The organism is Paenibacillus vortex V453 (assembly GCF_000193415.1).
GTDB lineage: Bacteria > Bacillota > Bacilli > Paenibacillales > Paenibacillaceae > Paenibacillus_AQ > Paenibacillus_AQ glucanolyticus.
In genome coordinates this window covers 141,149-158,691 of sequence record NZ_ADHJ01000014.1, presented here as the reverse complement: position 1 = coordinate 158,691, position 17,543 = coordinate 141,149, and the positions used below count along the sequence as shown (strand labels likewise).

Below are 17,543 nucleotides of genomic sequence, written 5' to 3'. Positions count from 1 at the left end.
TTCATATCCCCCTCATCAATTGTCCGTACTCAACCTTTAATCGCACCAATCATAACACCCTTCACAAAATACTTTTGCAGGAACGGGTACAGCAGCAGCATCGGCAGATTCGTAACAATGACCGCCGCATATTTGATCGCTTCCGCATCCATCAGGCTTCGCGCCAGCGAATCATCGCTGATATCAACCATCTCCTGCATCTGCCCCTGAACCAGAATCTCGCGCAGGAACAGCTGCAGCGGATAATTCGCCCGATCCGACAAATAGATCAGGGCGCTGAAATACGAATTCCAGTGGCCAACTGCATAGAATAGCACCATAACGGCCAGAATCGGGCCGGATAACGGGAGGACAATCCTCAGAAGCACTCGCATATTGGAAGCCCCGTCGATAAACGCCGCCTCCTGCATCTCCTTCGGAATCGAGCTTTGGAAGAAGGTTCGCATAATGATGATGTTCCACACCGATACCGCTGAAGGGATGATCATCGCCCAGATCGTATCCAGCATCCCAAGCTCCTTGACCAGCAAGTAATTCGGAATCATCCCCCCGCTGAAGAACATCGTGAACACAATTATCGCCGTAAAAAGCCCGCGGCCGTTAAAATCAGCCCTCGAAAGGGGATAAGCTGCCGCAATCGTCATCATCACATTCAGCGCCGTTCCCGTCGCGGTATAGAGCAGCGTGTTCAGGAATCCTCGCATGAGCTCCGAGTTGGCAAACAACCGCTCGTAACCGACAAACGACAACTCCTTGGGCCATAGCCACACTTCTCCCCGCATCACCGTTTCCGGAGCACTGATGGAAGCAATGAGAACAAAAAATAAAGGATACAGTACAAGGAGCGTAATAAAAGAGAGTATAATGTAAATACATATTCCGGCTATTCGTTCACTCCGGCTCTGCGGCATATGCCATCATTCCTCCTTACCATAGGCTGTTCTCGCTGACTCTGCGCGCAATCCGGTTTACGGCAATCAGCATGATGAAGTTGACGATGGAGTTGAACAGGCCAACCGCAGCCGAGAAGCTGTACTGGGCCCCAAGAATACCGCTCCGGTATACATTGGTCGCAATGACGTCGGACGCTTCCATGTTGAGCGAGTTTTGCATCAGGAAGATCTTCTCGAAGCCGACACCCAGAACGGAACCGATGTTCAGGATGAGCAGAATCGTCATCGTGGGCGCTATGCCCGGCAAATTAATGTGCCAGATGCGCCGGAGCCAGCCTGCGCCGTCCACCTTGGCCGCCTCATGCAGCTGCGGATCAATCCCGGCGAGCGCTGCGAGATAGATAATGGAGCTCCAGCCCATGCCCTGCCATACGCCCGACCATACGTAGATGCTCTTGAACCAGGAAGGTTCCGTCATGAAGGAAACAGGCTCTCCGCCAAAGGAGGTAATGATGAAATTGACGAGGCCGCTGACCGGCGACAGGAACATCATAATCATGCCAACGACAACCACCGTGGATAAGAAATGGGGTGCATAAGTTACGGTCTGTACAAATCGGCGGAACCGGCCCGATCTGGCTTCATTGATCATTAAGGCCAGAATAATCGGAATCGGAAATCCGACCGCCAGCTCATATAACCCGATACCCATCGTGTTTTTGATAATCCGCCAGAAATAAAAGCTGTCAAAAAAACGTTCAAAATGCTTGAACCCGACCCATGGACTGTCCATGATGCCTTTGTTGGCCATAAAATCCTTAAATGCAATCTGGACGCCATACATGGGTACATAGTGAAACAGAATGAAGTAAAGCAGAACCGGTGCAAATAGAGCATACAGCTGCCAGTTTCTGCGTACCTGCATCATCCAGCTTCGCCAAACGCTTTTTTTGCGAATTTTTGAATGCGCTTCCACGCTGTTGAGCTGACGTTGTAAAATCGGTTATCCCCTCGCTTTCGTCTATACTGCGTCTACGTGTGTATTCAGGTTCACGCTTGCATCATAACCGACCCGAACGCAGCAGGGGTATTGACCATTTTATTGATGTCTCGCCTTTCATTGGATGGAGGGGCAGAATCACCGTTTTCCTAAAGCAATGCCTAGAATCTAAAATATTGACTATCCATTTTTTACGGAATATTAACATGAATCGGGCACCATCCTTAACACTCGTCCTATATCATGATGGGAAACCCTGGACGTCGGATAAATATAAGGGGGGAATGCTGTGAATTGGATCAAACATAAAAGCCGCAGTTTATTTTTCAAGATTTTTTTGAGCTTCCTGGCCATCATTGTGTTATTCGGATTGTTCTATATGATGATCTTCCAGCTCTTTAAGACCAGCCTGCAAAAAGAAATCATTGATACAAGCCAGCGTGCGGTTCACGATACGGCGGAACGGTTCTCCAATCAGTTCAGCAGGCTGCAGGTGCTCATGTTTGATATATATAATCAATCCGATTTGATCGGTTTCCATAACCAGCTTCGCCACCAGACCGGAAATGAAGTGAATTATCTGAAGGCACGTGAGGTGATGCTGCAGATGCGAAGCGATATCTATAACCCGCTATTCTTTCTGGAGGATACGCTGATTTACTTGCAGGAGCATGATTTTGTGCTCAGCAAATCCGGCAGCGGCGATGCCTCCTATATGTTTAATCGCTCCTACGCCAGCCCGACGTACTCCTATTCATTCTGGAGCAGCTATGAGGATCGCCTTGAATCCTTCACACTCCTCCCTGCGGAAACCTATCGGATCAACAACGATTTATCCGAGAAAAAGCTGATGCCTTTTGTGTACAAACAACCGGATAATCGTTATGAGGTCATTGCCCTCATCGACATTGACAAGGCTGCTCAATCCTTTTTTGGCGATTCGAATGATCGGGCACTGGCGATTCTGGACGCTGATGGCAGCGTGTTATACAACTGGGGTTCCATCCGCCATGAACAGCTGCCTTTATTTCAGGCAGGGCAGGAAGCCGTGCTTCAAGATGGAACCTACTATTTTACCGAAACCGGATCTGACGGACTCACCTACGTCTCGGCTGTGCCTTACAGCCATGTGTCTTCTCAGTTAAGCAGGTTAACCGGTGGCTTGCTGCTCATATTCTGTCTGTCTCTCGGAGTAGCTGTTGCCGCGTCCTATCTGTTCAGCCGCAGATTGCACAAGCCGGTGAAACAGATTTTAACGACAGTACTGAATAGAGCCCCCTTCTCTTCGATGCCGGAACCTGGAAGCATCACGGAATACGATCTGATCCAGAACCGCATTCAGGAGCTGTTCCGGGAGAAGGAAGAAATTCGGGACCGCATGAACAAACACAAGTCCGTTCTAACCAGTTATTCCTATATCAGCCAGCTGAAGAGCATCAACACCGATATCAGCGAGTGGGAGGATTTCCTGTCAGATGACGGGAGTTTTATCGTGGTTCTGTACCATATCCGTTTCCGCATGAATCCGGCTTATGAGCTTCCGCTGCAAACCGATCAGGCTGTTCGTCATATGCTGGAGCATATTCATCTGATCACGGCCGAGCGCTATCCCGGCTCCCACACGTTCCAAATCGAGAAGAATGAGATCATCTCTATCTTCAAACGCGAAGAAGCTGCCCGGCTGGAGGAGCTACTGGCCGACATCAGGGGAATGCTAAACGAGGAGCGGGAACTGTTCCTTGTCACGATCGCGGTCAGTTCTCAGGTGAGCCATTCTTCCGAATTCAATCAGGCCTACCATCAGGTCAAGGGCCTGACGGCGCAGGCGCCGCTTCGCGACGAATCCCAGCTGGTAACCAAGCAGCGGGCGCTCCCGAACACCGTCAACCTGAGCCCGTCCCAGGAAAAGGGACTGCTCGACGCACTCCAATCCGGCAGCGACAGCCGCTCCTTGCAGATCATCGATCAAGCGCTGGAGACGCTGCAGCGGAAGGAAGCGGGCATCGCGCAGTTTCGCTTCTTCGCTGATTCCGTCGCTTCCAAGATTCTCAGTTATGCCGAGATGGCACAGATTGATAAAACCTCTGTCCAATCCTTGAAGCAGTGGAGCGGCAGGCTGGCTGAATGCCATTGTCTTGCCGAGTACTCGGGTGTATTCCGTCAGCTCATCGAAGCAGCATGCGCCCTCATCCGCAAGAAAAAGGATACCGGCGAAGAGCCGCTGATCGCCATGTTCATGAACATTATTCATAACCAATATGCCGACGATCTGTCTCTCGACTATTTGTCCGCCAAGCTGAACCTGTCGAGCGCTTACCTCTCCGTTTATATCAAGGAGAAGACCGGTCTCAACTTCAGCGATCATCTGCTCGGCATCCGCATGAACAAAGCGAAGGAACTGCTGGCATGCACAGACTTGACCGTGAACGAGATCAGCCAGCGCGTCGGCTATCTCAACATCACTTCCTTCAACCGGACGTTCAAGAAGGCCGTCGGCATGACGCCGGGAGCCTACCGCAGGCAGCATGTGGTACAGACCCATGCAAGCGGTTAACAACCTGCAACAGGAATAAAAAAAGAGGATGGTCCGCTTCCTTCGCGGCTCATCCTCTTTTGGCTTGCCAGTTTTATCAAAGACTGTGATAGCTTCCATAATGTAATAGATTATATTACAATAATCGATATCCAATAATAACCAGAAGGGATCCATTGTATGCTTGTTAACAACGTTCTTGAATTAAGAACGTACTTCTACTTCACGGATTTCGAAATATAGCCGTATCTGATTCCATTACAGTACTGAAGGGAGATCAAATTCCGATGAATATAGCCGCCAAGTTCATGCAAAAATTCAAAGATTACGATACCCGGCAAAAGCTGAAAGGTTATCGGGAGAAAGCGGAGCTCATCAGGAAACGGAATTTAGAACCATGGGACGAGATGCAGCTGCAAGCGGAATCTCTCCGGCTCAAAAAGGAAGCCTCATCGGGTACGCCTCTGGACGAGCTGCTTGTCGATGCTTATGCGTTAGTCTGCGAGGCGGCGAAGAGACAGCTCGGATTACAGCCTTACGATGTCCAGATCATGGCTGCCATCGCTCTGCACGAGAGATTTTTGATCGAGCAGCATACCGGCGAAGGAAAAACGCTCTCTGCTGTTATGCCTGCTTATCTGAATGCGCTGACCGGCGAGGGCGTTCATGTGCTGACATTTAACGATTATTTGGCCAATCGGGATGCGCATTGGATGGGCCCGATCTATCGTTTCCTCGGGTTAACGGTAAAATCGGTTCAACCGGGCATGAGCTTGTCCGAGAAACAGGAAGCGTACGCCGCGGATATAACCTATGTTACGGCCAAAGAGGCGGGATTCGATTATTTGCGCGACACGATTGCACTAAACGAAGCCGATACTGTGCATCGTCCTTTCCACTACGTCATCGTCGACGAAGCGGATTCGCTGCTTCTCGACGAAGCGCGGGTGCCGCTAGTCATCGCCGGCGAGCCGGGCTTTTCCGAGAGCGACGGCACTCGTTTTGCCGAAGTGGCCAGGCAGCTCGAGCAGGATGCGCATTACGAGTTCGACGAGTTCAAGCGGAATGTTTATTTGAATGAAGCTGGCTCTGCGAAAGCGGAAGAGCTGCTGGCATGCGGGAATTTGTACGAAAGCCATAATACTTATTTGTTATCGTCGTTGAACTGCGCGCTGCATGCGGAATCGTTATTAAAAAGAGACGTCGATTACATCGTCCGTGACGGTAAAATCGAGCTGATTGACGAATATACCGGCCGCGTGGCGGAGAACAGACATTTGCCGGACCGGCTGCAAGCCGCGCTTACGGCCAAAGAAGGGCTGCAGCCCTCAGCCGGCGGAAAAATTCTCGGTACGATCACCCTCCAACACTTCCTTAGCCTGTATCCGAAGATTTGTGGAATGACGGCTACCGCTCACGTTTCCGCAATGGAATTCGAAGATATTTATGCGCTGCAGGTCGTGCAAATTCCACCCAACCGGCCAAACATACGAGTGGACCATCCGCACCGGATTTATACCCATAAAGAAGCCAAATTCAAGGCGCTTGTACACGAAATCTCGTCTGTCCACAGGGTGGGACGTCCCATTCTCATTGGTACGTCAAGCGTCGAGGAGTCTGACAGGCTGGCCGAAGCGCTGGCGGTTGCCGGCGTACCTTGCCATGTTCTGAATGCGAGTAACGACGAAGAAGAAGCCGATATCATTGCCAAAGCGGGAGAAATCGGCGCCGTGACGGTGTCTACGAATATGGCAGGACGCGGCGTCGACATTCGGCTCGGCGGCGGCAACCTCGCGCAAGCAGAAATTGTGGCCAAGCTGGGCGGGTTGTACGTGATTGGTACGCATATGAACGAAAGCGTGCGGATCGACAACCAACTGCGCGGGCGTTCTGGCCGCCAAGGGGACCCTGGAGCTTCCGTATTTTTCATAAGCCTGGAGGACGAGTTGCTGCTCCGGTTCGGCATCAATCAAGCGATTCGTGCTCCCAGGCAGGATGAGGCTCTCGAGGAGCCGGTGCTCCGCAGTAAAATCGTACATATTCAGCGTGTTGTTATGGGCCAAAACTTCCATATCCGCAAGGAATTAAACGGTTATTCGGATATGGTGGAGGATCAGAGGCGCATTCTATACGAGGAGCGGCTCGGAATATTGACAGGCGAGAAGCCGATGAGCCCTTCGGAGCAGCGGGTACGGCTCTTTTATATCGACGAGTTCTGGGCTGACCATCTGGCATACGTTTCTTACCTTCGCGAAAGCATCCACTTGGAGAGCCTTGCCAGCCGCAATCCGATCGACGAATTTCATGTGCAAATCACCCAAGCATACGAGCAAATTCCGGCTAAAATAAATAGCGAATCGGCGAAAATGCTTGTAAGGCTCGGAGGTTCGAATGATCCGGCGAAGTGGGAAGAGTTCGGTTTGAAGAGTCCCACTTCTACTCGGACTTATATAATTAGCGATCAATACATTCAGAATACGCGCAGCTCATGGACCGCAACGACCGTATTGGCTTATTACATTCGCAAAGTGTTTAGGCCGATATTCGGGTGGGAAAAAGCTTGATGCAGCGCAGCTTCTTCGACGGTGAGGGCAAGTGTCAGCGTGTTATCGTTTGCCGCATAATTGGCTGCAAGAAATTTACCCGCCAAGCACTTGCCGCAGACAGCATGTGGTGCAGACCCACGCCAAGTGTTTAAACTTCATTCCAACTTGACAACAGGGCCCTCCGACGCGCTGTCGGTGGCAGCTCACATGAGCCATAGGTATCCGGCATTGAACGAGCTAGGGCTCGACCTCGCCGTGGACCAAGACCTCACCCCCTGGATCCTCGAAGTGAACACACTCCCCGACCCATGTCCATTCACCAAACTGAGGGAACAGGATACGATCCAGCGAATCGTGGCTTACGGCAGAGCATACGGAAGACGGTATCCGCTCAACTGTACCAAATCGAAGCAGGGTGAATAGAGTCCTCGAATGGAATAAGGCGATCTGAAACGAGCCATGCACTAGGAGAGACACGATAATGAAGCAGTCAGCAAAGGGACTGCCTGCTATCCAAATAACACCTATTCTCGTACAATGGATGGTGACTATAATCTTATTTAGAGAAAAAGGTGATACGCATGCCCTATGTAACCTGCCTGATGACCATAGACCTCGCCAAGCAAATTCTGCAGTGGAAATACGAGCCGCCATATGACCTGTACAATCAGGATGATGATGAAGAGTCGCTGCAAGAGCTGTTGGAACAGCCTTACACCGCTGTCTTGAATGAAGCCGGTCAACTGATCGGATTCTTCTGCACCGGTGTCTCCGCCCAGGTACCTGCAGGTGTCAGACTTGGTGTATACGATAAGGATCTGCTCGATCTTGGAATCGGAATGCTCCCCGAGTGGACGGGACAGGGCCGGGGGCGTGAATTCTTCACCTTCGTGCTGAAGTCCATCTCGAACCAGCATAATACCCAATCATTTCGCTTAACCGTTGCCGAGTTCAATGCGCGTGCCATCGCCCTGTACACCGCCACAGGTTTCGTTAAAAATGCGGCGTTCTCTAATGGAAGCCATACGTTCATTACGATGGAGAAGGTGTAACGCCCAATTATCTCTGGCTCTAGTGAAGAGCAGGTGGGATTCCGCTCTTGTCTGCTCACGAAAACGAACCCAACAAAGCCCGGAAGCAGCATGAACACTGCTTCCGGGCTTTTTAGCTTAGAGTCTATGCTTGTCGAATTCTAATAAGGCGTATTCCCGGACTGGGTCGTATTGCCTGACGCAAAACCCTTGAACAAGGTCGGCACACCGGAATACCTCGTATTCACGATCCGCCCTGTCGTCGTGCTGCTGTCCGTTCTCAGAATCGCATCCTTCACTTGGGAGATGTCGCTATTCTCCACATTCATGACCACTTTGAATGAGGTGCCTCCATTTTGCCGAACCAGCTTGCCGATATCGTTTGCTTTGAAGTTCTTAATGTTAATTGTTCCCGCTGCATTGATCTGGAACACCTTATCGTAGGCTTTATACGCCCCGCCGCCCGTGATATTCACGGTTCCCGACGATTTCAGTGTCAGCGCATCCTCGCCTACATCTGCCCATGTCACATCGAGGATTGTGCAGTTGCCATAACAATGAACTCCGTCCGCGGCTGGTGCTCCAATTGTGAGATTCTTCAGGGTAGCTCCTGCCTCCAGCCGGAAGACCGGCTTCTGATTCTCGGCTTGACTTCCATCCCCCAGCGTGTCCGGATTGGCTACATACGTCTGGCCTTTTCCGTCAAAGGTTTGCCCGGCCTCAACGCGAATCGTCTCATTGACAACGGTGGAAGCCGCCTCCGCCGTTGATGGCGCTAAACCATACCATGACACGGCCAAACCAGCAGATAAAATCAAACTCCATATTTTTTTCATCCATCTCATCCTTTCGAATTTGAATTGGGCGGAGCCCTTTATTCCAAAGCTCTTGTCTCCTTTGCATTGTCATTGAATACACGCATCATATGAATACACAATCGATGTGCACCTCGTTATGTATTCGCCACAACGATATCAAATTATTTCCATAACAGGAATAATCTTTATATTAGATTTCATCGCTTACATATGGAGTCATATCTGAAGATTGCTCATGAACTGCCCGTCGCTGCCTTATAATGAAAAAAACTCACGCCCTACGCCTGTTGCACAGACATAGGAACGAGAGCTGTAACTTCCCATAATAGACGGCTCCTTACATGCTGGAGCCGCTTGGTGCTTGATTACGATTCAATGGCGATATACACATCCACCACAGTATTGGCGGGATCAAACTGCAGCGTATCGTATCGTTCATAGTCTCCTGTGAACGTCCTTTTCTCCTCTGCTTGCTCGAAGTAGCTCCAAATTTCATACCATACCTGCGGTACGATCTCCATTAAAGGGCCTCGCCTTGTCCGAAACACCAAATACTTGGATGCCGGGACGTGCGCTTGAAGCAGTTCATCGGACGGTTCGGCAGCTGCGCCTTCATCCATCCGGTTACCGATGACCAGGGTGTACGCCCGGGACGCATCGCTCTCGTAATCGGTATATAGAGCATAAATAGCCTGATCCTTATCGGACAATGATGCCTGCAGCCCGCTTTGGAAATATCGATCCCATAATGAGGGTATCTTGGCTAACGGTCCTGCCTCCGCTTCATTTGTCGTTCGTACACCGACACCCTGAATCGACATGGCGGGTCTGACCTCTACGAATCGCTCGATTTGCTTCTCATTGCTATTACTCATGCTGTATCCTCCTTGAAATGAATATAACTCCATTCTACAGAGGTAACGTGGACATCTATCTGTCCTGGTTATCGTAGCGCCGCATGATTAATTGCGCCCTTCGCTTCACTTCCTCGGCTGCCTCGGCGGGACGCTCGACCATCACCTGATCCCCGAAGCTTAGCACCATGCCGTAAAACCATTCATCCAATCGGTATAACACGTGCACGCGTAAAGACCCGTCCGGGTTAACGGATATCTGCTCCGGCGAAAACATATCCGCCATCCTCTGCCGCGCGTTGGAATGGAATAACAGCACTGTCTCCTCCTCCCGGGCGTTTGTACCAGGAGGACTCCCATTCCAATCGCTCCAGACTCGGCAATGGTCTTGGCTTGTAAGTCTCACTCAGGATCTGAATATCCTGCATTCGTGACAACCGGAATACGCGATGATCTTCCCGCTCCAAACAAAAGGCATGCACATACCAGATATTCCCCTTCAGAATCAGTGACGCAGGTTCTATGTTTCTTTGCTCCGCAGCTCCTTTGGCATCTATATATGCCATGCTGACTCGGCGCTTTTGAAGGATTGCCTTCTTGAGCAAGCTCACGGCAGGTTTCAAACCTTGACGCTGTCCCCATGGCTGGAAATCCATAATAACCGGATCCCGGTTCCTCCGGTATTCATCTCCATGTCCCTGCTCTACCCGGTGCAGCAGCGCTTTTACCTTCTCAAGCAGCATGTCCATCTGCTGATCATCCAGCGCACTGCTGAGCCCTTTGACCGCTGTGACAAGCGTACTCATCTCCTCAGCCGATAACCAGTACTTGTCTATCATATAATGTTCCATAATCTCGAATCCGCCGGATATCCCTTGGTGGGCTGCAATCGGAATTCCAGCCCGGCATAGCGTATCCATATCGCGGTAAATGGTTTTGCTCGATACTTCAAACCGCTCGGCAAGCTCTTTGGCGCTGAGTCTCCCCCGATTAAGAAGCAGCACGGTAATGGCTAACAGTCGATCTATTTTCATGACACGCTACCCTTTCATTCTACAATCACTTCATTATATAGGAAACTTCACGCTCAAGCCTTATGAGAGTATTTCAGAACATCTGTTTATACTGCCTTCTCGAAGGCAACACTCCTATCGGGAATGCCTGACGATTTCCTTAATTCCAGCTTAACCGATCCGGGATGTGTTCAAGTAACCGTTAGGTCAGGTTCAGAGCGTCGTTAAACTGTTATGCTACAATGAGGGCACGGCCATTCAAAGGGGAGGATGAAACGCTCCTTTCCCATGCAACGTAGACATACATAGAATACGCAATGACTGTTCGATCTTGTTACATCAAGGAGGAACCTACATGAACAATCGACTCGACACCATGCACAGGTGTCACCCGGACTCGGTAACCATCTCTCGTATATCAGGCTTCATTACAGATGGGGTTATTCTACTTGCGGCAACCGCTTATCTCATTGTGGCTGGCATGCTGGGATGGACCTTGATTCCGGGATGGATCACGCTCGGACTGCTGGCTATCGGGGCCTGGTTTACTTGGGCTGTGCCTTCTTTCACCTACAAGCAATTCGGCTATAAGGTAAGTGAGGAAGAATTGGAGCTGCGCTCCGGCTGGATCTGGCTCAGCGATACCCTCGTCCCAATGACGCGCGTTCAGCATGTCGAGCTGGAGCGGGGACCACTCCTACGCAAATATGGCTTGGCCAAGGTAAAAGTCGTTACCGCTGCAACAACACATGTCATTCAAGCGCTTAAGCTGGAGGAAGCAGAGGAACTGAAAAAACAGATTGGCGAGCTGGCAAAAGTGGTGGATCACGATGAATGAACCGACAAGGCTTCACCGGCTGTTCATCCTGTTTCCGCTCGTTAACAGCGTAAAATCGCTCATTCCGATTGCGGCCCTGGTATCCATTAAATTCCTGAACGGAAAATCGCTGCGTGATATCCCCTGGTACTGGCTATCCGCTGTCATCGTGATCATCGCCGGGCTGCTTCTGTTATACGGATACCTGAAGTGGAAACGCTTCGTCTATACGTTAGAGGAAGACAAAATCCTCATCCGCCGAGGCGTTCTGTTCCGTGAGGAGTTATCCATCTACACCGGCCGCATTCACTCCATGAATATGGAGCAGCCTCTACTGCAGCGAATACTGGGGCTTACGCAGGTTCGCATCGAAACTCCAGGCAAAACGGAAGGCGGCGGCTTATTGCCTGCCATCACCAATAGCGAAGGTGAACGGCTCCAGCGCTGGTTGCGAGAACGAACCCGAACCAGACAGACGGAACGTGAGGTTCAGCAGCAAACTTATGAGGGCCGCGAGCAATCTGAACACAACTTGCCCGACGAGTCGGAAGGGCTATCTGTCCAGCTGCCGGAGCCACAGACGATCCATGAATCCATTGACCCGTCAGACCTTAACATGAGTCGGCAAAACACTCCGGCCATAAACGCCGATCCTAACGCTGCAGATAGAAGAAACGCGGGCGATCCATTCACGGTGGAGGAGGAACGCAGCACGCTGCTGCAGCTATCCACGGGACGACTGCTCATCGCGGCGCTGTCCTCACCCAATTTGTCACTGGCTTTAGCCTTTGTGGGCGGTATTCTGTCTTTTGCCGATGACCTGCTACCCGATCAGATGTACCAGTCGGCGTTTCAATCGGCAGGCAAGCTCTTGCCCGGCAGCTGGATCAGCATCGCCGTATTGGCGCTTGTTGTGTCCTGGCTGCTCTCTGCCGTGCTCTACACGATTAAATATGCGGGATTTACGGTCGAGCGTATCGGCAAACAAATCTCGGTCAGCTGCGGACTGCTGGAGAAAAAAAGATTGCTCTTCTCTCCTGAGCGAGTACTCGCTATTACAGTGAAGGAGGGCGTGTTCCGGCGCTGGTTCGGTTACGCCGAGGTGAAGGTTCATGTGCTTACTTCAGAATCCGATAAGCATTTCATGCTACACCCTCTGCTGAAGACCACGGATATTCCGGAGCTCCTGGAGCGGGTTACACCCCAATTTACAGCTCAAGCCATTTCGGCTTCTCCTCCTTCCCGTGCAAAGTGGATGTACCTTCGGTGGAAGCTCGGCTTTGCCGCAGCGGCAAGCGCCGCGTGTATTTGGTATTTTGAAATGCCGGGTATGTTATCGCTTCTGCTGCTTCCGCTGGCTGTAAGCTGGGGGCTCCGCTCACACAGGGATTCCGGTTTAAATGTAACCGATAAGCAGCTTACGATCCGCAGCCGTTTCGTTGCGCTGTCCACAAGGTATATTCGCCGTCCACAGATTATTGCCTTGGAAATTTCGGGTACCCGCAGGCAGCGCAGAAGAGGTCTTCTGTCTCTTCAGGTGAAGATGATATTCAGCGAGATCAACGAAAGTTTAAGCGGGATGGATCAGCAAGAGATCGAGGCCGTACGGGCGTGGTTCCAAAAGAAAAAGGGTGAGGCCACCGTCCCGACAGAACGGAATAACCCACCCATTGAGTTGCTATAGCCGTTCGGCCTCCGTTCTACCTGAACGGCCAAAGCCCGACCATCGGTATACGAGAAGCGTTACGGCCAGAAAGACTCCATACACACCTATAGTTATGATGATATGGGAAGGGTCGGTCATCAGATTATCTCCTACCATCGAGAACAGCAGCATCGCAGGGATTTTACCTACGGCGGACGCCATGGTGTACGATGTAAACGTCACCTTGCTGAGAGCGGCATACACATTGATAATGATGGAAGGAATAAACGGAATCAACCGGGTAAAGAGGATGGTCAAAAAGGCATTCCGTTCGAACATCGTTGTCACTTTTCCTAAACGGTCATAACGATGAAGCATCCGGGTGCCCCATTCCTGATAACCGTATCGAATGAACATAAACATAAGGATGGAAGCGGCGGTTGACCCGACCCAAGTGATCAGTCCGCCGATAACCGGACCCAAGGCAGCACCGATAACACCTCCGACAATCGGATACGGAATCACGGGGAACAAGGCCATGATGACCGCCATGAACATAATGAGCATCATGCTGTCCGTCGTCTGAATCCATGCAAGAATAGCATCGCCGTAAACGTAAATAAGACCGCCTATGGCAATGTACACTAATGCCATTGCTAATTTCTTGACCATGCACCACACTCCAGCTCGTAATACTTCTATTGTACCATGGAGCATGTCTACCTGAACAAAGCGGCAAAAGGGACATCCCGAGGCTTATAGCCCGGGATGTCCCTTTGTCACTCTTATCACCCTAAAGATTCAACAGATTATAGATGATCACCGCTGCCTGAGCTCGATTGGCGATTCCTTTCGGCGTGAACTGATCATTTCCGGTTCCTTGGATCACGCCTTTCTCGGCCAAGAGTGCCACTGCGTTTCTTGCATAACCTGCAATGCTGCTGCCGTCTTTAAACTTCGCCAAGGTACCATCCTCATCCTGTGCCTTCATATCGGTGAATAATGTCAATGCATTGGCGCTCATGATCGCCATTTCCTGACGGGTTATCGGCCGGTTCGGCTCGAATTTGCCGCCGCCGATGCCTTGGGCCAGCCCGGCCTCTACCGCAGATGCGATGATCGCATAGTGCCAATCGGATGGCCTTACATCGGTAAATTCAAGCTCTGCCTCCCCTGTTAGCTGGAAGGCTCGGACCAGCATGGCCAGAAATTCGGCTCGTGTCACCGATTTCAGCGGCTGAAACGAATCCTGCCCCACTCCCTTTACGATACCAAGCGCAGCGAGTTCCTCAATCGCCGCTTTCGCCCAGCCTATGCTGTCCACATCGTTGAACACCGGAGGTTTCGGCGGAGTCGGCGGCGTTACAGGAGGTGTCACCGGCGGAGTGACCGGTGGAGTTACAGGCGGGGTCACTGGAGGCGTCACCGGTGGACTCGGATTCCCCGGCGGGTCAACCGGCGGGTCAACCGGCGGCTCGCCGCTGTCTCCCGCTGTTATCGTTACGGATGGACTCTGACTGCTCTCGTTATGCAAACGATCGACAGCCGTCACAACATACGTGTAGGTTTGTCCCTTTGCGACAGTATGATCGATATAGGACTGCGTTATACCGGCTGTTTTCCTGAAGGTCCCTAACAAATGCGCCGGGTCCTGCATATTGCCGGCGGCTCGTCCATCAAAACGATAAACCGCGTAATATGTCTCGTCGTCAATCGAAGACCAGCTGAGCTTCACACCTTCCTGTGCTCGATTGGCCCTCGGCTGCTTGGGCGCAGAGGGTGCCGCCGAATCAATCCAAGGCATAGCCGGGATGAGTGCCGGATATCGGTACAGATCGTTCTTCAGTCTGTCCGTGAATCCGAGCTGATTCAGCGCGAACCATTTGGAGCTGAAATACATGCTGCCCCGGACTTCCTCAAAATTGCGGTTGTACTTCACCTGGTTCGGCATTTCCTCGGGATTGGACCATTCAGGTGTTGTCCCGATTCTATACACCGCCTGTCCGCTGTACAGATGTACATTCTTACCGGCAGCGACACCGTTCCACCAATCGATCAGCTTATCGTAGGCCGCTGCGGAGTACCCGATATTCCAATAAATCTGCGGCGTAATATAGTCGACCCACTCTTCTTCGACCCATTTCTTCGAATCCGCGTAAATCGCATGATAGCTCTCAAGGCCCGTCGTTTCGGAGCCGGCCTGGTCGCTGGATTTGTTTTTCCAAATACCGAACGGGCTGATGCCGAATTTCATGTAACTCTTCTCTGCCTTGATGGCTTCGTTCACGTTCTGAATAAATTCATTAACGTTATTTCTTCTCCAATCACTCTTATTTGTAAAGGAGCCCTTGTATTGATTAAAGGTATCCGTATCCGGGAAATCCACGCCGGTTACGGGATACGGGTAGAAATAATCGTCAAAATGCACGGCATCGATATCGTAATTCCGAACGACTTCCAGGACTCCATCAATGATGAACTGCTGTGCCTCCGGTACCCCTGGATTGAAATACAGCTTTCCGCCATATTCCTCAACCCATTCCGGGTGCTGTCTGGCCGGGTGATCCTCTACAAGCTGGTTGACGTCCCCTTGAAGACTGATGCGGTATGGATTGAACCAGGCGTGAAACTCCATGTTTCGCTTATGCACTTCCTCGAGCAGGAATGCCAGCGGATCATAACCCGGATTCTTGCCTTGTTCACCTGTCAGCCATTCCGACCAAGGCCCATACTCTGACGGATAAAATGCATCCGCGGTTGGTTTGATCTGCATAATGACCGCATTCATCCCCGCATTCTCCAGCTGATCAAGCAGGCTGATAAACTGCTCCTTCTGCTGGGCCGGATCGGTGACCCCTTTGGCTGGCCAGTCAATGTTGTCAACGGTAGCGATCCAAGCTGCCCTCATCTCCGTTTTCGGATGCTCCGGGGTTTCATTTACCGTAATGTAGAGCGAGCTGCTCTTTCCCTGGAATGTGGCTGTTATTCTAGCGGAGCCTACCTTCAAACCGCTTACAACCCCTTGATCCGTAACAGAAGCGACGGTTGAATTGCTGCTGGTAAACGTAACGTCTTCTTCTATAGTTACCGGCTCATTCATCCAGGAGTACGTAGCCGATACAACCGTTTCAAAAGAATCTCCTACCGTCACGGACGTAAGTCCTTGAAGTTCAATGCTCTGCAGAACAGGAACAGGATCTGTCACCGTAATGGTGTGCTGTGTTGCAGCTCCCCGATACGAGGCGGTAATGGCTGCCGTTCCTTCGGAAACCGCGGTCAATTGACCCGCTTGGTCGACCGACACAACGCCTGGCTGATCGCTTGTATAACTGATCCCTTCGGTCATCCACACAGGATCGGTCTGGTTTCCGTAGACGGAGTAAACCACGCTGGTTCTCATGTCGCCGGTAACGCTAGTCTCCATATGAAGCGGTCCGGATAACAGCAATTCATAGGGAACCGGAGTATCCTGCGTAATATGAAGCTCATATTGAGCCCTAGGCGCATCGCCGTACTCAGCCGTGATGGTCACCATTCCCGGCTTCAAGGCCTCAATGGTGTCGTATGTAGCGCCCGTAACGGTAGCGATGGTTTCGTCACTGCTGGTCAGTTTCACGCCGGATGTCAGTAAGGCTGGTTCCGTCTGACCTTCATAAGTTGCATAGACTTGCGGCATGACCGATTCTCCAGCACCCATGGGCGTCAGCCCGCCGATGTCGAGCCCGTATACCGGGGAACCCGTATAGAATGCGGTTAGTCTGTCGAAGTATACAGTACCTTTGTTTTTATTCGTGTCTTTTAATTCGGTGACGTAGATTTGATTCACTTTGAGAGGAGTCTTGATGGCCGAGGGAACGTTAAATTTGACGTATTTCCAGCCCTTCCAGCTAAAACCGGAGGTGGTGGCTGTTAAATCAACGGCATGCTTACCGCCTGCAGAATCCTGAAGCTGCGCACGGAGCCAGTGGTTGCCGCCGTCGCCGTAAACCCATAAGCCGAGTGCCTTCGGTGATCCGGGAATGCTTCTGCCTGTTGATCCATCCGGGTCTTTGAAGTTGAGATAAGCCGCCGAGGTGCCGGATTCGCTGCCTACAAAATCATAAGTTAAAGCTGCAGCGTGACGCCCGTAATAGATTCGCTCCGGCCTCTCCGCTAAATCCAGTTCGGCCTTCCCCCTTACGGAAGACGCAAACAGATTCGTTACTGATTCGAAATCCTCCAGCACCACCGCTCCCGGCTCTCCGCCGCTTGCATTCGTTTCAATGGAATTGCCCCACGCGGAAACGGCCGAACTGAACATCACGGCTAACGCCAGTGTCATGGACAGGACAGACTTGCTGCTTCGATAGACACGCCTTTTGGTTATCATTCATCAATTCACTCCCTATAGTAT

The 17,543-nt window shown here is 51.3% G+C and carries 14 protein-coding genes; 6 read left to right on the top strand and 8 right to left on the bottom strand.

The window, feature by feature from the left end; genetic code table 11:
• Positions 1 to 29 precede the first annotated feature (29 nt).
• On the bottom strand, positions 30 to 911 hold the full coding sequence (locus PVOR_RS07625; RefSeq protein WP_006208565.1) for a carbohydrate ABC transporter permease: 882 nt from the start codon (positions 909 to 911) through the stop codon (positions 30 to 32).
• Positions 912 to 927: 16 nt separating this feature from the next.
• Entirely contained in the window at positions 928 to 1,818 is an 891-nt protein-coding gene (locus PVOR_RS07620; RefSeq protein ID WP_006208564.1) for an ABC transporter permease, read from the bottom strand.
• 364 nt (positions 1,819 to 2,182) lie between these two features.
• Here PVOR_RS07620 and PVOR_RS07615 point away from each other — a divergent pair, with 364 nt between their 5' ends.
• From PVOR_RS07615 to PVOR_RS07600, 4 genes are all read left to right on the top strand, one after another.
• Entirely contained in the window at positions 2,183 to 4,447 is a 2,265-nt protein-coding gene (locus PVOR_RS07615) for a helix-turn-helix domain-containing protein (RefSeq protein ID WP_006208563.1), read from the top strand.
• Positions 4,448 to 4,713: 266 nt separating this feature from the next.
• Positions 4,714 to 6,990 (top strand): preprotein translocase subunit SecA, encoded by a 2,277-nt coding sequence (locus PVOR_RS07610; RefSeq protein ID WP_006208562.1) that lies wholly within the window; start codon positions 4,714 to 4,716, stop codon positions 6,988 to 6,990.
• A 126-nt stretch (positions 6,991 to 7,116) separates the two neighbouring features.
• Positions 7,117 to 7,395 carry a YheC/YheD family protein gene (locus PVOR_RS07605; RefSeq protein ID WP_327196524.1) on the top strand — a complete coding sequence of 93 codons (279 nt, stop codon included), beginning with the start codon at positions 7,117 to 7,119 and terminating at the stop codon, positions 7,393 to 7,395.
• Between the two features lie 158 nt (positions 7,396 to 7,553).
• Positions 7,554 to 8,024 (top strand): GNAT family N-acetyltransferase, encoded by a 471-nt coding sequence (locus PVOR_RS07600; RefSeq protein ID WP_006208560.1) that lies wholly within the window; start codon positions 7,554 to 7,556, stop codon positions 8,022 to 8,024.
• A gap of 140 nt (positions 8,025 to 8,164) precedes the next feature.
• Here the strand turns inward: PVOR_RS07600 and PVOR_RS07595 are convergent, their stop codons facing one another.
• From PVOR_RS07595 to PVOR_RS07585, 4 genes are all read right to left on the bottom strand, one after another.
• On the bottom strand, positions 8,165 to 8,839 hold the full coding sequence (locus tag PVOR_RS07595; RefSeq protein ID WP_006208559.1) for a pectate lyase: 675 nt from the start codon (positions 8,837 to 8,839) through the stop codon (positions 8,165 to 8,167).
• A 347-nt stretch (positions 8,840 to 9,186) separates the two neighbouring features.
• Entirely contained in the window at positions 9,187 to 9,696 is a 510-nt protein-coding gene (locus tag PVOR_RS07590) for a GyrI-like domain-containing protein (RefSeq protein WP_006208558.1), read from the bottom strand.
• Positions 9,697 to 9,751: 55 nt separating this feature from the next.
• Positions 9,752 to 9,961, bottom strand: a complete 210-nt coding sequence (locus tag PVOR_RS33160) for a hypothetical protein (RefSeq protein ID WP_442952216.1) — start codon at positions 9,959 to 9,961, stop codon at positions 9,752 to 9,754.
• Entirely contained in the window at positions 9,924 to 10,709 is a 786-nt protein-coding gene (locus PVOR_RS07585) for a helix-turn-helix transcriptional regulator (RefSeq protein WP_006208556.1), read from the bottom strand. Before PVOR_RS07585 ends, PVOR_RS33160 begins: the two co-directional genes overlap by 38 nt.
• Before the next feature lie 334 nt (positions 10,710 to 11,043).
• On the opposite strand from PVOR_RS07585, the gene PVOR_RS07580 reads away from it, so the two are divergent.
• Both PVOR_RS07580 and PVOR_RS07575 read left to right on the top strand, forming a co-directional pair.
• Positions 11,044 to 11,526, top strand: a complete 483-nt coding sequence (locus PVOR_RS07580; protein WP_006208555.1) for a PH domain-containing protein — start codon at positions 11,044 to 11,046, stop codon at positions 11,524 to 11,526.
• Complete coding sequence (locus PVOR_RS07575) at positions 11,519 to 13,189, top strand: PH domain-containing protein (protein ID WP_006208554.1); 1,671 nt, start codon at positions 11,519 to 11,521, stop codon at positions 13,187 to 13,189. The genes PVOR_RS07580 and PVOR_RS07575 overlap by 8 nt, the downstream gene beginning before the upstream one ends.
• Here the strand turns inward: PVOR_RS07575 and PVOR_RS07570 are convergent.
• A complete protein-coding gene (locus PVOR_RS07570; RefSeq protein ID WP_006208553.1) occupies positions 13,184 to 13,822 on the bottom strand; it encodes a TVP38/TMEM64 family protein in 639 nt (212 codons plus the stop codon). The two genes, PVOR_RS07575 and PVOR_RS07570, sit on opposite strands and share 6 nt — an antisense overlap.
• A gap of 121 nt (positions 13,823 to 13,943) precedes the next feature.
• The gene (locus tag PVOR_RS07565; protein ID WP_006208552.1) at positions 13,944 to 17,519 is read right to left on the bottom strand and encodes a family 10 glycosylhydrolase; all 3,576 of its coding nucleotides are present in this window, start codon (positions 17,517 to 17,519) and stop codon (positions 13,944 to 13,946) included.
• Positions 17,520 to 17,543: the final 24 nt, after the last annotated feature.

What these genes read in the sequence shown, in the direction of transcription:
- PVOR_RS07625 (WP_006208565.1), bottom strand. Translation starts at nt 911, where the DNA reads ATGCCGCAGAGCCGGAGTGAACGAATAGCCGGAATATGTATTTACATT.
- PVOR_RS07620 (WP_006208564.1), bottom strand. Translation starts at nt 1,818, where the DNA reads ATGCAGGTACGCAGAAACTGGCAGCTGTATGCTCTATTTGCACCGGTT.
- PVOR_RS07610 (WP_006208562.1), top strand. Translation starts at nt 4,714, where the DNA reads ATGAATATAGCCGCCAAGTTCATGCAAAAATTCAAAGATTACGATACC.
- PVOR_RS07600 (WP_006208560.1), top strand. Translation starts at nt 7,554, where the DNA reads ATGCCCTATGTAACCTGCCTGATGACCATAGACCTCGCCAAGCAAATT.
- PVOR_RS07595 (WP_006208559.1), bottom strand. Translation starts at nt 8,839, where the DNA reads ATGAAAAAAATATGGAGTTTGATTTTATCTGCTGGTTTGGCCGTGTCA.
- PVOR_RS07590 (WP_006208558.1), bottom strand. Translation starts at nt 9,696, where the DNA reads ATGAGTAATAGCAATGAGAAGCAAATCGAGCGATTCGTAGAGGTCAGA.
- PVOR_RS33160 (WP_442952216.1), bottom strand. Translation starts at nt 9,961, where the DNA reads ATGGCGGATATGTTTTCGCCGGAGCAGATATCCGTTAACCCGGACGGG.
- PVOR_RS07585 (WP_006208556.1), bottom strand. Translation starts at nt 10,709, where the DNA reads ATGAAAATAGATCGACTGTTAGCCATTACCGTGCTGCTTCTTAATCGG.
- PVOR_RS07580 (WP_006208555.1), top strand. Translation starts at nt 11,044, where the DNA reads ATGAACAATCGACTCGACACCATGCACAGGTGTCACCCGGACTCGGTA.
- PVOR_RS07575 (WP_006208554.1), top strand. Translation starts at nt 11,519, where the DNA reads ATGAATGAACCGACAAGGCTTCACCGGCTGTTCATCCTGTTTCCGCTC.
- PVOR_RS07570 (WP_006208553.1), bottom strand. Translation starts at nt 13,822, where the DNA reads ATGGTCAAGAAATTAGCAATGGCATTAGTGTACATTGCCATAGGCGGT.
- PVOR_RS07565 (WP_006208552.1), bottom strand. Translation starts at nt 17,519, where the DNA reads ATGATAACCAAAAGGCGTGTCTATCGAAGCAGCAAGTCTGTCCTGTCC.